16 protein-coding genes and 1 riboswitch are annotated in these 12,436 nt (G+C 71.5%); of the genes, 9 read left to right on the top strand and 7 right to left on the bottom strand.

The window, feature by feature from the left end; genetic code table 11:
• The first annotated feature begins 102 nt into the window (after positions 1-102).
• Complete coding sequence (locus AB0I54_RS32960; RefSeq protein WP_363299895.1) at positions 103-1,230, top strand: 8-amino-7-oxononanoate synthase; 1,128 nt, start codon at positions 103-105, stop codon at positions 1,228-1,230.
• A gap of 75 nt (positions 1,231-1,305) precedes the next feature.
• On the opposite strand, the gene AB0I54_RS32955 is transcribed toward AB0I54_RS32960, so the two are convergent.
• Positions 1,306-1,530, bottom strand: a complete 225-nt coding sequence (locus tag AB0I54_RS32955; RefSeq protein ID WP_363299894.1) for a DUF397 domain-containing protein — start codon at positions 1,528-1,530, stop codon at positions 1,306-1,308.
• A 12-nt stretch (positions 1,531-1,542) separates the two neighbouring features.
• Positions 1,543-2,409 (bottom strand): helix-turn-helix transcriptional regulator, encoded by an 867-nt coding sequence (locus AB0I54_RS32950; protein ID WP_363299893.1) that lies wholly within the window; start codon positions 2,407-2,409, stop codon positions 1,543-1,545.
• Positions 2,410-2,622: 213 nt separating this feature from the next.
• On the opposite strand from AB0I54_RS32950, the gene AB0I54_RS32945 reads away from it, so the two are divergent.
• On the top strand, positions 2,623-3,081 hold the full coding sequence (locus AB0I54_RS32945) for an ATP-binding protein (RefSeq protein WP_363299891.1): 459 nt from the start codon (positions 2,623-2,625) through the stop codon (positions 3,079-3,081).
• A 3-nt stretch (positions 3,082-3,084) separates the two neighbouring features.
• Here the strand turns inward: AB0I54_RS32945 and AB0I54_RS32940 are convergent, their stop codons facing one another.
• The gene (locus AB0I54_RS32940; RefSeq protein ID WP_363299890.1) at positions 3,085-3,972 is read right to left on the bottom strand and encodes a LysR family transcriptional regulator; all 888 of its coding nucleotides are present in this window, start codon (positions 3,970-3,972) and stop codon (positions 3,085-3,087) included.
• Positions 3,973-3,987: 15 nt separating this feature from the next.
• Here AB0I54_RS32940 and AB0I54_RS32935 point away from each other — a divergent pair, with 15 nt between their 5' ends.
• Positions 3,988-4,608 (top strand): LysE family translocator, encoded by a 621-nt coding sequence (locus AB0I54_RS32935; protein WP_363299889.1) that lies wholly within the window; start codon positions 3,988-3,990, stop codon positions 4,606-4,608.
• 69 nt (positions 4,609-4,677) lie between these two features.
• On the opposite strand, the gene AB0I54_RS32930 is transcribed toward AB0I54_RS32935, so the two are convergent.
• From AB0I54_RS32930 to AB0I54_RS32920, 3 genes are all read right to left on the bottom strand, one after another.
• Positions 4,678-5,151 carry a C40 family peptidase gene (locus AB0I54_RS32930; protein WP_363299888.1) on the bottom strand — a complete coding sequence of 158 codons (474 nt, stop codon included), beginning with the start codon at positions 5,149-5,151 and terminating at the stop codon, positions 4,678-4,680.
• Between the two features lie 3 nt (positions 5,152-5,154).
• Positions 5,155-5,377: riboswitch (cyclic di-AMP (ydaO/yuaA leader) on the bottom strand.
• 304 nt (positions 5,378-5,681) lie between these two features.
• Positions 5,682-5,990 (bottom strand): hypothetical protein, encoded by a 309-nt coding sequence (locus AB0I54_RS32925; RefSeq protein ID WP_363299887.1) that lies wholly within the window; start codon positions 5,988-5,990, stop codon positions 5,682-5,684.
• An 8-nt stretch (positions 5,991-5,998) separates the two neighbouring features.
• A complete protein-coding gene (locus AB0I54_RS32920; protein ID WP_363299886.1) occupies positions 5,999-6,634 on the bottom strand; it encodes an ATP-dependent Clp protease proteolytic subunit in 636 nt (211 codons plus the stop codon).
• 141 nt (positions 6,635-6,775) lie between these two features.
• Here AB0I54_RS32920 and AB0I54_RS32915 point away from each other — a divergent pair, with 141 nt between their 5' ends.
• The gene (locus AB0I54_RS32915) at positions 6,776-7,060 is read left to right on the top strand and encodes a type II toxin-antitoxin system Phd/YefM family antitoxin (RefSeq protein ID WP_363299884.1); all 285 of its coding nucleotides are present in this window, start codon (positions 6,776-6,778) and stop codon (positions 7,058-7,060) included.
• A 221-nt stretch (positions 7,061-7,281) separates the two neighbouring features.
• On the opposite strand, the gene AB0I54_RS32910 is transcribed toward AB0I54_RS32915, so the two are convergent.
• Positions 7,282-8,295 (bottom strand): ABC transporter permease, encoded by a 1,014-nt coding sequence (locus AB0I54_RS32910; RefSeq protein WP_363299883.1) that lies wholly within the window; start codon positions 8,293-8,295, stop codon positions 7,282-7,284.
• Positions 8,296-8,457: 162 nt separating this feature from the next.
• Between AB0I54_RS32910 and AB0I54_RS32905 the strand changes: the two genes are divergently transcribed.
• The 5 genes from AB0I54_RS32905 (at position 8,458) to AB0I54_RS32885 (ending at position 12,247) form a co-directional block, all read left to right on the top strand.
• On the top strand, positions 8,458-9,087 hold the full coding sequence (locus tag AB0I54_RS32905; protein ID WP_363299881.1) for a helix-turn-helix domain-containing protein: 630 nt from the start codon (positions 8,458-8,460) through the stop codon (positions 9,085-9,087).
• Between the two features lie 131 nt (positions 9,088-9,218).
• Positions 9,219-9,521, top strand: coding sequence for an urease subunit gamma (locus tag AB0I54_RS32900; protein WP_363299879.1), 303 nt, complete (start codon positions 9,219-9,221; stop codon positions 9,519-9,521).
• Between the two features lie 17 nt (positions 9,522-9,538).
• Positions 9,539-9,859, top strand: a complete 321-nt coding sequence (locus AB0I54_RS32895) for an urease subunit beta (protein ID WP_363300038.1) — start codon at positions 9,539-9,541, stop codon at positions 9,857-9,859.
• Positions 9,852-11,573 (top strand): urease subunit alpha, encoded by a 1,722-nt coding sequence (locus AB0I54_RS32890; RefSeq protein ID WP_363299878.1) that lies wholly within the window; start codon positions 9,852-9,854, stop codon positions 11,571-11,573. The genes AB0I54_RS32895 and AB0I54_RS32890 overlap by 8 nt, the downstream gene beginning before the upstream one ends.
• Positions 11,573-12,247, top strand: a complete 675-nt coding sequence (locus AB0I54_RS32885) for an urease accessory UreF family protein (RefSeq protein WP_363299877.1) — start codon at positions 11,573-11,575, stop codon at positions 12,245-12,247. The genes AB0I54_RS32890 and AB0I54_RS32885 overlap by 1 nt, the downstream gene beginning before the upstream one ends.
• Positions 12,248-12,436 lie beyond the last annotated feature (189 nt).

Below are 12,436 nucleotides of genomic sequence, written 5' to 3'. Positions count from 1 at the left end.
TTGTACAACGGAGACCGATCACCGTGTGGGTATTGCCACACCCTGGGCGGCTGGGCGTCCGGCTAGTGTCTGTCCGCTACCTACAAAAGCCCCGGAGGACCCATGGCGTTCGGCTGGATCGACGACCAGGCGGAGCAGCGCCGCCGCGCCGGACTCGTACGGACGCTGCGCCCCCGCCACGCCGACTCGCCCCTGTTGGATCTGGCCAGCAACGACTACCTGGGGCTGGCCCACCACCCCGAGGTCACCGAGGCGGCCGCGGCCGCCGCGCGCACCTGGGGCGGCGGTGCCACCGGGTCCCGGCTGGTCACCGGCACGACCGAACTGCACACCGAGCTGGAGCGCGAGCTGGCCGGGTTCTGCGGCTTCGAGGCGGCCCTGGTCTTCTCCTCCGGTTACGCCGCCAACCTCGCCGCCGTCACGGCACTGGGCCCACACGGCTCCCTGATCGTCTCCGACGCGGGCAACCACGCCTCCCTGATCGACGGCTGCCGGCTCGCCCGCGGCGCCACGCAGGTCGTGGGGCACGCCGACCCGGACGCGGTGCGCAAGGCGCTCGGCCTGCACGAGGGACCGGCGATCGTCGTCTCCGACACGGTGTTCTCGGTCGACGGCGACGCCGCGCCGCTGGCCGCGCTCGCGCGGGCGAGCCGGGAACACGGCGCCGGGCTGGTCGTCGACGACGCGCATGGGCTGGGCGTCCTGGGCGACGGCGGGCGGGGCACCGCGCACGCGGCCGGACTCGCGGGCGCCGAGGACGTGGTCGTGACCGTCACCCTGTCCAAGTCGCTGGGCAGCCAGGGCGGTGCCGTGCTCGGCCCCGCCCGGGTGATCGACCACCTGGTCAACGCGGCACGGACGTTCATCTTCGACACGGGCCTGGCCCCCGCCGCGGCCGGCGCGGCCCTGGCCGCGCTGCGGCTGCTGCGCCGCGAGCCGGCGCGGGCCGAGCGGGCCCGCGAGGTGGCCGCCGAACTGCACGCACGCCTGACCGCCATGGGTCTGGAGGCGGTGCGCCCGGACGCCGCGGTCGTCTCCGTGCGGGCGCCGTCGCCCGAGGCGGCGGTGCGCTGGGCGGCCGACTGCCGTACGGCAGGCCTGGCCGTGGGCTGTTTCCGTCCTCCTTCCGTGCCCGACGGCATCTCACGGCTCAGGCTGACCGCCCGCGCGGACCTCTCCGAGGCCGAGATCGAACGCGCTGTACGTGTGATCGGCGAGGCGCGACCATGAGTCGGCGTGACACGGCCGTGCGTCGCCTGGGCTGAACCGATCAATAGCGATCGGCCGGATCGGGTCGTACGGGGATCAGCGGAACGCGGCCAGGAACCCCGCCCAGCTCTCGGGGGAGAGGAGCAGCGCGGGTCCGGCCGGTGCCTTGGAGTCGCGCACGGCGAGCAGTCCGGTCAGCGGACCGGAGCGCGGCCGTGCCGTCTCCACGCAGTTGTTCGCTCCCGTGCTGTAGCTGCTGCGCAGCCATCGCACGTCGTGCAGATCGGTACTGGAAGGTACGTTCCGAGGCAGTGCAGACATGGTGCCTCCTCCTTACGCGCCGTCAGCTATCCCGGCGATGTAATCCAACGATTCCTCGGGCGAAAGGGCGTGGATCCGAAGGGTGTTGAAGGCCTCGGAGTAGGCCTGGAGGTCTTCTTTCCGTTCGAGATAGAGGCTACTCGTCAAGTGGTCGAGAACAACCACATCCAGATCAGATGTGCTCGGAAATGAGAAGATAACGAAAGGGCCTGTGATGCCGATGTGAGCACCGGCCGCGAACGGCAGCACCTGAAGCCTCACCTGGGGCAGGCGCGCGGCCTCCACCAGCCGTTCCAGCTGCCGTGCCATGACGTCCGGGCCGCCCACCTCCCGCCGCAGCACCGCCTCGTCCAGGACGGCACGCAGCTCCAGCGGCGGCTGTGACCGCAGCACGTCCTGCCGGGCCAGCCGCACCTTGACCAGCGCGTCCAGCCGCTCCTCGGCGTCGTCGAAGCCGCTCACGGCCGCCTGGGTCACCGCGCGGGCGTACTCCGGCGTCTGCAGCAGCCCCGGGACCACCGACGTCTCCAGCGTGCGCATCCCGCGCGCCTGCGACTCCAGGCTGATGAAGTCCCGGTAGGCGGGCGGCAGCACCCCGCGGTACGCGTGCCACCAGTGGTGCCGGCCGCCGACGTCGTCCGAGCCGGCCAGCACCATCAGCAGCTCGCGCAGCTGACCGTCCACCACGCCGTACGCGTCGAGGAGTAACCGCACATCGGCCGGTTTCACCCCACTGGCGCCCGTCTCGATGCGGCTCACCTTCGACTGGTGCCAGCCCACCAGCCGAGCCGCCTCACCGCTCGTGAGGCTCGCCCCGGTGCGCAGTGCGCGCAGCTCGGCGCCCAGTTTCCGGCGGCGCACCGCGGGACCGTTCTGCATGGGCTACTCCCTACTCCCTTCGAGCCGCCCAAATACGGTCTGCCGTCGCAGAGTTCACCGCTTCGAGCGACAGATATATGCATATCTTGGTGGATCGCCCCCGTGACACGTGCCGCAATGGCAGTCTGACGACGAAGCACCAGTCCGGGACCGTACTCGAACCATCCGGCTCCGTGCCGGACTGCGGTCCCGTGGGAAAGGGACGACGTCGTCATGGCAGACCATCTGGAAGCATCCGTCACTCTGCCGAGCGATCCCGCCTCGGTCGCCGCGGCCCGTTCCTATGTGCTGGCCACTCTGGCGGAATGGGGTCTGCCACCGGACACGGAAGTGGCCGACACGGTCCGGCTCATCGTCTCCGAACTCGCCACCAACGCTGTACAGCACACCTTCGGTCAGTCACCCACCTTCACGGTCGACCTCGTGCTCGACCGTGACGAAAACCTGCGTATCGGCGTCACCGACAGCCATCCACGCTTCCCGAAGAGACTCCCCGCCGCCGTCCAGCAGGACAACGGCCGCGGCATGGTGATCATCCGCTGGCTCACCGCCGAATGCGGCGGCAAGCTACGGGTCCGGCCCACCCGCGAGGGCGGCAAGACCGTCTCCATCGAACTTCCCTGGACGGTACCCGTCCAGCCGGTCACGGCGGCCGGACAGCAGGAGCCGTGACACTCAGGCCCCCGGAACCCGATGCGCACGCCCGAACGCCCCGCGCAGCAGGGCCCGGAAGGCGTCGGCGGCCGGAGCCCGCTCCTCGGCCCGGTACGCGACCGAGATCGTACGACGCAGTTCTCCCGCACCCACCGGACGCACCCCGACCGGAGTGACCGCCGTCCGCGCCACCATCTCCGGTACGACGGCCACGCCGAGCCCGGCACTCACCAGCGCGCACACCACGGCGTAGCCGGGGGTCGGCACCAGCACGGACGGAGTGGCCCCCGCCTGCGCCAGGAGCGCCTCCACGCCCTGCCGGGCGGGCAGTTGCGGAGCCATGCTGACCAGCGGCTGCCCCGCAAGCCCCGACAGCGGCAGCCGGGAGGAGCCACTGCTCAGGGCGTGCCCCGGGGCGGTCACCAGGACCAACTCCTCCACCAGCACCGGCTCCAGACCCACCGAGGACGGCACCGTAACCGGCTCCGCCGGGTGATACGCGTGCGTCAGCGCCAGGTCCACCGCCCCGGCCGCCACCGCGGCCACGCCGGCCGGCGGATCGTAGTCCGCCACCGACAGCTCCACATCCGGATGCGCCCGGCGGAACGCGCTCAGCACAGGCGGCAGCAGATGGATCCCGGCCGTCGGAAACGTACCGAGCCGGAGTGCGCCGCCCGACAGACCGGCCAGCAGGGCCAGTTCGTGCCGGGCCCGCTCCAACTCGTCCAGCACCCGGCGGGCCCGGGCCACCAGCAGCTCGCCCGCGTCCGTCAGCCGCGCCCCGCGGTGGTGCCTGACCAGCAGCGCCGACCCCGCCTCCCGCTCCAGCTTGGCCAACTGCTGGGAGAGCGCGGGAGGCGTGTAGCCGAGCCGCTCGGCGGCACGCGTGATGGACCCCGCCTCCTCCACGGCAGGCTGGCGGCCATGGACGGACAGCTCATCGCCTTCACCGGGATCGCCGCCGGCATGGTCGCCATGCCCGGCGCCGACTTCACCGTCGTCGTACGCAACGCACTGGTCTCCCGCCGGGCGGGCATCGCCTGTGCCCTCGGCATCGCGGGCGGACTGCTCGTCCACACGGTTCTGGTGGCCGCGGGCGTCGCCACGGTCCTGGTCGCCGTGCCCCCGCTGTTCCGCGCCCTGCAACTGCTCGGCGGCGCGTATGTGCTGTATCTGGGCGGACGGACGCTGTCGTCGCTGCGGCAGCCGCAAGGCGGCGACACGGACAGCGGCACGCCCTCGGCCGCACACCCGCTGCGTCAGGGGTTCATGACCAACGCCCTCAACCCCAAGGCCTCGCTGACCTTTCTCAGCCTCCTGCCCCAGTTCGTACCGGCGGGCAGCGCAGCGCTGCCCAGGACCCTGCTGCTCGCGCTGATCGTGATCGGGCTGACCCTGGTGTGGTTCCCCACGGTGGCCCTGCTGGTGGACCGGCTCGGCCGATGGCTGCGCCGGCCGCGGGCCGCCATGGCCCTCCGGTCGGCGACCGGTGCGGCGCTGACGGTTCTCGGTACCGCCCTGCTCCTCGAACCGCTCCTGGCGTGACACCGGGTCAGGCCGGAGCGGACCCGAGGGGGTGACGGTGCGACAAGGCCCGCCACCCCCTCGGGCGGGTCAGCTGACCCGACCGTACCAGACGCTCCTCGTCCAGATCTTCTGCAGCTTCACCACGTCCCCGGTCTTCGGGGCGTGCCAGATCTTCCCCTTCCCGGCGTAGATCCCCACGTGGTACACGCTGGAGCCCGAGTGGAAGAAGACGAGGTCACCGGCCTTGCGGTTCTTGGCCGAGATGTGGTGGGTCTTGTTGTACTGCTGGGCGGCCGTACGAGGCAGGGTCTTGCCCGCCTTCTTGTACGAGTACAGCGTCAGCCCGGAGCAGTCGAACCTCCGCGGCCCGGTGGCGCCCCACTTGTAGGGGGCCCCCTTCTTGGAAGCCGCGACCTGGAGTGCCTTCGTCGCCATCGTCGCGGCCGATGCGTCGGCGGCGACACCCGGAACCACGATCGAGCCGCCCACGGCGGCGATGGTGAGGGCCGAGGCCGTACCGGCCCGGGCCATGAGCGACGGGACACGATTGAGCGCAGTCATGCGCAACCCTTCGTCAGCCGCCTGTGAAGGATGACCTGTCGGATTCGGGCTGGCGAAGTTGCCCGGCCGCGTTGCCGCGGCTTCACCCCAAGGGCTGCTCAGAACGAACAAACAGACGAACGAACATCCGTTCCGGCGACCCGTCTTGCTTGGGTCCTCCACTCCTGCCGATCCACTCCTGTCGACCGGTCATCCGGGCGGCGGCAGGACTCGGCGTCCGCCCGGACCGCCCCGCCGCTGTGGCGGGGGCTTGTCGTCAGACAGGGATCTTCACTCACAGGTGTCCGAAAATCCCAATGGAATCGGGGATTTGTGGTGTTACTCACCACTCACCCGTTCGGGTGGACATCGCTGTGTTCGAGTCATGGTCGAGGGGGTCAGGTACCCCCGGACCAGCGCGGAAGCACCTCACCGTCCCCTCCGGGCAAGCGTGTTGCGCAACCTCCACGGCCTCGGAAAGGGACCCGCGACTACTCCGAACAGCGGTACGCCTTTTGGGTCGTTTCAACTCCGTCGCGGACGGCAGTGCGTCAATCGACGGCGGGGGGTGGGACGGTGACCCTCGCGGTCCGGCGCTCGCCGTCCAGCACCCGCAGTGCGCGCGCCAGCGTGGCCGCGTGCAACTCCGCCTCGCCGCGCTGGTGCATGAGGGTCAGCGCGTCGCGCAACTCCGCCGCCGCACGGACCAGCGCCTGGGCGGCCCGCAGTCCGCGGTAGGTGTCCGAGTGTTGGGCCGGATTGATGCGGCCCAGCAGGTCGACCACATCGAGGTAACGGTCGATCAACTCACCCTCGGCCCGCGTCAGGGCGGGCAGCGGTGGCAACTCCGGAGGCAGCATCCGCCGGCTCACCCCGCGTCCCGAGCGGTGCGGGAGGCCTTGCGGCTGGGGATGATGCCGTCCACCAGCCCGTATTCCAGTGCGCCCGGCGCGTCGAGGATCAGGTCCCGCTCCAGGTCCTCGTGGACCTGCTCGGGGCCGCGTCCCGTGTGCCGAACGAGCATTCCTTCGAGCAGGTCCCGGGTCCGGGTCAACTCCTCGGCCTGGATGACGAGGTCACTCGGTTGGCCCTGCACGGGCTCGGGCAGCGAGGGCTGCCGGATCAGCACACGCGCGCCGGGCAGCGCGAACCGCTTGCCCGGTGTGCCGGCGGCGAGCAGCACCGCGGCGGACGAGCCGGCCTGCCCCAGACAGATCGTCTCCACGTCGCAGCCGACGTACCGCATCGTGTCGTAGATCGCCGCCATCGCGCTGAACGAGCCGCCGGGCGAGTTCACGTACAGCGAGATGTCCCGGTCCGGGTTGTGGTGTTCGAGGTGCATGAACTGCGCCATCACGTCGTTCGCCGATGTGTCGTCGATCGGCGTGCCCAGGAAGATGATGCGCTCCTCAAGCAGCTTGGAGTACGGATCCAGCGTGCGGTGACCCGTGCTGGTGCGCTCGGTGAACTCGGGCAGGACATAACGGGCGGACGGTCGGGACATGGCGTACCCCTCCTCGCGGCAGAGCCGACTCCGGCAGAGCTCTCTGTAGAAAATGTACAGGACGTACAGAGTGCGGGTGCAAGGGTCCGACCGCGACGCAGAACCTGCGGACCGCCGGAGGGGTCCCCTTAAGCTGGGGGTATGGCCTACGAGATTCCGGTGACGCAAGCCAGGGCTGAGCTCGCCGACCTGATCAACCGGGTGGTGTACGGCGGTGAGCGCGTCGTCGTGACGCGGCACGGAAAGCCTCTCGTCGCCCTCGTCTCCGCCGCCGACCTCGAACGGCTGGAGGAGCTCCAGGAGTCCGCGGAGGACCAGGTGATCACCTCGGTCGCCGGCGTCCACGAGTCCGCGCCCGCGCCCGCGGCCCACGACCGCCGGCGATTCGGCATCGCGGCGGAGCACCGGGGGGCCGGCGGCGCATAGGACCTCCGGTCCGTCTTCGCCGGGATCGGCTGGACGGGCCCTGGCCGTGCGGTGATCGGGGCCGGTTCGTCCGTCGTCGGTCCGTCGTCGCTCCGTCGTCGGTCCGTGTCGGGCCGTCGTCGGTGTGACGGAGGGGGCGAAGGCCGCGATGAGCCGACCGAAATGACCGTGCACCCCCGTCCGCTACGGCGGGGATGCACGGTCGCTTGTGCGAGCGCCGGTCAGCCGATGGGCGCGAGCTCACGCTCGGGCACCGGTTCGCCGCTGCGGGCACGTGACTTGAGCGCGCTGCCCAGCAGCACCGCGCCCAGGCCCAGCGCCGCCCACCAGCCCAGGGTGAGGGCGGGGACGGTCGCCGCCGCGCCGTCGAAGTACGACACCGAGCGCAGCAGCGTCGTCCCGGCGCCCGGCGGCAGCCACTGACCGATCGTCCCGACCGGCTCGGGAAGCATCTGCGGGGCCGAGGAGGCGCCGGAGAACGGGTTGCCGAACAGCATCACCACGCCGGCGGCGATCCCGGTCCCGGCGGTGCCGACGAGCGCGGCCAGTCCGGCGACGGCACCGCTCACGGCCAGCGTCGACAGCCCGAACGTCGCCGCCTCCGCCCACCAGTCGCCCGTGATCACCCCGAGCCAGCTGTCCGCGATGCTGGCGGCGGCCACGCCCACCAGGGCGGCGGCCCCCACCAGCGCGGTCACCGCGCGGACGCCGCGCAGCCCGAGCAGGGTCACCACCGCGCCCGCCGCTATGCCGGCCAGCGCCAGCGGCAGCACACTCGCGGTCAGGGCCGCGCCGCGCGGGTCCTTCGGGGAGGCGGCGACGACGTCGACGGTCTTCATCGGCGTACCGGTGGCCGAGGCCTGCCCGGCGACCGCCTGCTGGAGGAACTGGGCGACGACCGGGCTCGCGGCGGAGGCGGTGAGGAGCTCGGGGCCCCGGTCGGTCACGACCACCGCGCCGTATACGGTCCGGTCCTCGATCGCGCCGCGCGCGGCCGCCTCGTCGGCGTAGCGATGGACCTCGAACGCACCGTCGTGCGCCGCCAGTTGCTGCTCCACCTGGGCCGTCGCGGCCGCCGGGCCGGCCACGCCGAGCGGCAGGTCGCGCGGGGCGGTCCTGGCGGCGGGCCAGGCGAAGGCCCACAGGGCGAGCGCGGCCAGGGCGGGAACGAGGACGATCACCGCGATCAGGCGCCGGGCGGGTGCCCTGGTGGGGGTCGCGGAGGCGGTGGACATGGCTTCTCCTCGGGTCGGGGGGAGGGATGGTGCGGATGCCGGGTCGGGGGTGGTCCTGTCGCGCCCCCGCCAAAAAGAATGATTGTTCGTTCTACGGTGCCCTCACCATCCACCGGGTGGTGTGGCTTGTCAAGAAGGAACGTTCGTTTTAAGTTGTGGACCATGGCCCGCGTATCTCAGGCGCACCTGGACGCCCGCCGCCGTCAGATCCTCGACGGCGCCGCCCTCTGCTTCGCCCGCAACGGTTTCCACGCCACGTCCATGCAGGACGTACTGAAGGAGACCGATCTCTCCGCCGGTGCCGTCTACCGCTACTTCAGCAGTAAGGACGAGCTGATCGGCGCGATCGTCGGAGAGGTTCTCGACGTGCTGCGCGAGACCTACGAGGGGGCGGCCGTGGAGACCCCGCCGCCGCTGCCCGACGTGCTGGTCCCCCGGGCCCTGCGGCAACTGCGCGAGGTCAGGCCGGGGTTGCTGGAGAGCGGGGAGTGGGTCTTCCCGCGGCTGATGATCCAGGTGTGGGGCGAGATCCTGCGCAACGCGGAGCTCGCGCAGATCGTCCAGGCCGGCTACGACCAGGTCCGCGCCGCCTGGGCGAGGGTCGTGGAGAGCTACAAGTGCGCCGGCCTGATTTCGGCGGACGCCGACGCCGACGCCATGGCCCGGGTGATGATCGCGCTCGCGCAGGGATACGCCGCACAGCTCGCCGTCATCGGCGACCTGCCGCCCGGGACCCTGGCGGAAGGACTGCGGGCGCTGATGAGCATGCGGGACCCGCGTTCGGCCGGGTGACGATCACAGTGTGTTTAACGTGCCCGAAATCCGGTCCAACTAGCCTGCCCCTCCACGCCACCAGGCCCTTTGCCCCGTGGCCGCGGCAACCGGACCCCGCACGGTCCGGAGCGAGGACTGTGAGGTGGGACGTGCAACTGACCCCGCACGAGCAAGAGAGGCTGCTGATCCATGTGGCGGCCGACGTCGCCGAGAAGCGCCGGGCCCGTGGGCTGAGGCTCAACCACCCCGAGACGATCGCGCTCATCACGTCGCACATCCTCGAAGGCGCGCGTGACGGCCGCACCGTCGCCGAACTGATGGCCTCGGGGCGCAAGCTGCTCACCCGGGACGACGTCATGGAGGGTGTGCCCGAGATGATCCACGACGTCCAGGTGGAGGCGACCTTCCCGGACGGCACCAAACTCGTCACCGTCCACGACCCGATCGTCTGACGGGGGAGGCCGCCGTGATTCCCGGAGCGATTCCCGGAGAGATCCTCTTCGCCGAGGACCCGATCGTCTGCAACGAGGGCCGCGAGGTCACACGCCTCACCGTCCTCAACACCGCCGACCGGCCCGTCCAGGTCGGCTCCCACTACCACTTCGCCGAGGCCAACCCGGGCCTGGAGTTCGACCGCGGGGCGGCGCGCGGCAAGCGGCTGAACGTCGCCGCCGGCACCGCCGTGCGCTTCGAGCCCGGGATCCCCGTCGACGTCGAACTCGTTCCGCTCGCCGGCGCCCGGGTCGTGCCCGGACTGCGCGGGGAGACCGGAGGTGCCCTCGATGCCTGAGATCTCCCGCGCCGCCTATGCGGACCTGTTCGGGCCGACCACCGGTGACCGGATCCGGCTCGCCGACACCGACCTGCTGATCGAGATCGAGGAGGACCGCTGCGGCGGGCCCGGACTCGCCGGTGACGAGGCGGTCTTCGGCGGCGGCAAGGTCATCCGCGAATCCATGGGTCAGTCGCGTGCCACCCGTGCGGAGGGCACCCCCGACACCGTCATCACCGGTGCCGTCGTCGTCGACCACTGGGGGATCGTCAAGGCCGACGTCGGCATCCGCGACGGCCGTATCACCGGGATCGGCAAGGCGGGCAACCCGGACACGATGGACGGGGTGCACCGCGATCTGGTCATCGGCCCGGAGACCGAGGTGATCGCCGGCAACGGCCGCATCCTGACGGCGGGTGCGATCGACGCGCACGTCCACTTCATCTGCCCGCAGATCGCCGACGAGGCGCTCTCCGCGGGAATCACCACCCTGGTCGGCGGCGGCACCGGGCCGGCCGAGGGTTCGAAGGCGACGACGGTGACCCCCGGGCCCTGGCACCTGGCCCGGATGCTGGAGTCGATGGAGGCCTACCCGCTCAACATCGGTCTGCTCGGCAAGGGCAACACCGTCTCGCACGAGGCGATGCTGTCGCAGATCCGTGGGGGAGCGCTCGGTCTCAAGCTGCACGAGGACTGGGGGTCGACGCCCGCCGTCATCGACGCCGCCCTCACCGTCGCCGAACGGACCGGGATCCAGGTCGCGATCCATACGGACACGCTGAACGAGGCCGGGTTCGTGGGTGACACGCTCGCCGCGATCGGCGGGCGCGGTATCCACGCGTACCACACCGAGGGTGCGGGCGGCGGGCATGCGCCGGACATCATGACCGTGGTGTCCGAGCCGCACGTGCTGCCGAGCTCGACCAACCCGACGCGGCCGTTCACCGTCAACACCGCCGAGGAACACCTCGACATGCTGATGGTGTGCCACCACCTGAACCCGGCGGTGCCGGAGGACCTGGCGTTCGCGGAGTCCCGGATCCGGCCGTCGACGATCGGCGCGGAGGACATCCTCCACGACCTCGGCGCGATTTCGATCATCTCGTCGGACTCGCAGGCGATGGGGCGGGTCGGCGAGGTCATCATCCGGACCTGGCAGACGGCCCATGTGATGAAGCGGCGGCGGGGTGCGCTGCCCGGTGACGGGCGGGCGGACAACCGGCGGGTACGGCGGTACGTCGCCAAGTACACGATCAACCCGGCACTCGCGCAGGGCCTGGCCCGGGAGGTCGGCTCGGTGGAGACCGGCAAACTTGCCGATCTGGTGCTGTGGGAGCCCGCGTTCTTCGGGGTCAAGCCGCATCTCGTCATCAAGGGCGGGCAGATCGCGTACGCGCAGATGGGCGACGCGAACGCCTCGATCCCGACACCGCAGCCGATCCTTCCGCGTCCGATGTACGGGGCGATCGGGCGGGCGCCGGCCACCAACTCGGTCAACTTCGTGGCGCCGCTCGCCGTCGAGGACGGGCTGCCGGAGCGGTTGCAGCTGGGGAAGCGGTTCGTCGCCATCGACTCCACGCGTGGGGTGACCAAGGCGGACATGAGGGAGAACGACGCGCGGCCCCGGGTGCGGGTCGATCCCGACAGCTTCGCCGTGCACATCGACGGGGAGCTGGTCGAGGCGACTCCGGCCGCGGAACTGCCCATGGCCCAGCGCTACTTCCTGTTCTGATGTCCAGGGCAGCGCTACTCGTACTGGCCGACGGCCGGTTTCCCGCCGGGGGGCATGCGCACTCCGGCGGGGCGGAGGCGGCCGTCAAGGCCGGGCGGATCACCGGGGCGGCGAGCCTGGAGGAATTCTGCCGGGGGCGGTTGCACACGGTGGGGCTGGTGGCCGGTGCGCTGGCCGCGGCGGCCGTGCTCGGTGTGGATCCCGGGGAGTTGGACGCGGCGGCCGATGCGCGGACGCCCTCGGTCGCGCTGCGGGTCGCCGCGCGACGGCTCGGGCGGCAGTTGACGCGGGCGGGGCGGGCGACGTGGCCGTCCGGCGAGCTCGATGCGCTCGCGCGGGAGTTTCCCAAGGGGGCGCATCAGCCGGTGGTGCTCGGTGTCGTGGCGCGGGCGGCCGGGCTCGGGGCGGACGACGCGGCGTACTGCGCGGCGTACGAGAGTGTGAGCGGGGCGGCCACGGCTGCCGTGCGGTTGCTGAGTCTGGATCCGTTCGATGCCACGGGGGTGTTGGCTCGGCTGGCGCCGGAGGTGGATCGGGTGGTGGACGCGGCTGTTGAGGCGGGGCGGGGAGTGGTCGAGGGCGGGGTCGATGCGTTGCCTGCGGGGGCTGCGCCGTTGTTGGAGATCGGGGCGGAGGCGCATGCCGCTTGGGCTGTGCGGTTGTTCGCGTCGTGAGCTGCCTTGCCCACCCACCCACCCGACTCGGTGGGCCGAGAGCGACCGCCCCGGGGCTCCGCCCCGGCCCCCGTCCTTGCCCACCCACCCACCCGACTCGGTGCGCTGGAAGGTACCCCACCCCCTGGGGCTCCGCCCCAGACCCCGGCGGGGACTACGTCCCCTGCACCCCTCGCGGGGCTTCACCCC

This window comes from Streptomyces sp. NPDC050625 (assembly GCF_040654755.1).
Taxonomy (GTDB): Bacteria; Actinomycetota; Actinomycetes; order Streptomycetales; family Streptomycetaceae; genus Streptomyces.
The sequence above is the reverse complement of the archived record's forward strand: the minus strand, read 5'-3'. Positions and strand labels throughout refer to the sequence as shown.

Excerpts from the sequence above, each read along its gene's own strand:
- AB0I54_RS32890 (WP_363299878.1), top strand. The coding sequence starts at position 9,852 with ATGCCTGAGATCTCCCGCGCCGCCTATGCGGACCTGTTCGGGCCGACC.
- AB0I54_RS32955 (WP_363299894.1), bottom strand. The coding sequence starts at position 1,530 with ATGTCTGCACTGCCTCGGAACGTACCTTCCAGTACCGATCTGCACGAC.
- AB0I54_RS32885 (WP_363299877.1), top strand. The coding sequence starts at position 11,573 with ATGTCCAGGGCAGCGCTACTCGTACTGGCCGACGGCCGGTTTCCCGCC.
- AB0I54_RS32935 (WP_363299889.1), top strand. The coding sequence starts at position 3,988 with ATGGACGGACAGCTCATCGCCTTCACCGGGATCGCCGCCGGCATGGTC.
- AB0I54_RS32920 (WP_363299886.1), bottom strand. The coding sequence starts at position 6,634 with ATGTCCCGACCGTCCGCCCGTTATGTCCTGCCCGAGTTCACCGAGCGC.
- AB0I54_RS32915 (WP_363299884.1), top strand. The coding sequence starts at position 6,776 with ATGGCCTACGAGATTCCGGTGACGCAAGCCAGGGCTGAGCTCGCCGAC.
- AB0I54_RS32930 (WP_363299888.1), bottom strand. The coding sequence starts at position 5,151 with ATGACTGCGCTCAATCGTGTCCCGTCGCTCATGGCCCGGGCCGGTACG.
- AB0I54_RS32925 (WP_363299887.1), bottom strand. The coding sequence starts at position 5,990 with ATGCTGCCTCCGGAGTTGCCACCGCTGCCCGCCCTGACGCGGGCCGAG.
- AB0I54_RS32960 (WP_363299895.1), top strand. The coding sequence starts at position 103 with ATGGCGTTCGGCTGGATCGACGACCAGGCGGAGCAGCGCCGCCGCGCC.
- AB0I54_RS32910 (WP_363299883.1), bottom strand. The coding sequence starts at position 8,295 with ATGTCCACCGCCTCCGCGACCCCCACCAGGGCACCCGCCCGGCGCCTG.
- AB0I54_RS32950 (WP_363299893.1), bottom strand. The coding sequence starts at position 2,409 with ATGCAGAACGGTCCCGCGGTGCGCCGCCGGAAACTGGGCGCCGAGCTG.
- AB0I54_RS32905 (WP_363299881.1), top strand. The coding sequence starts at position 8,458 with ATGGCCCGCGTATCTCAGGCGCACCTGGACGCCCGCCGCCGTCAGATC.
- AB0I54_RS32945 (WP_363299891.1), top strand. The coding sequence starts at position 2,623 with ATGGCAGACCATCTGGAAGCATCCGTCACTCTGCCGAGCGATCCCGCC.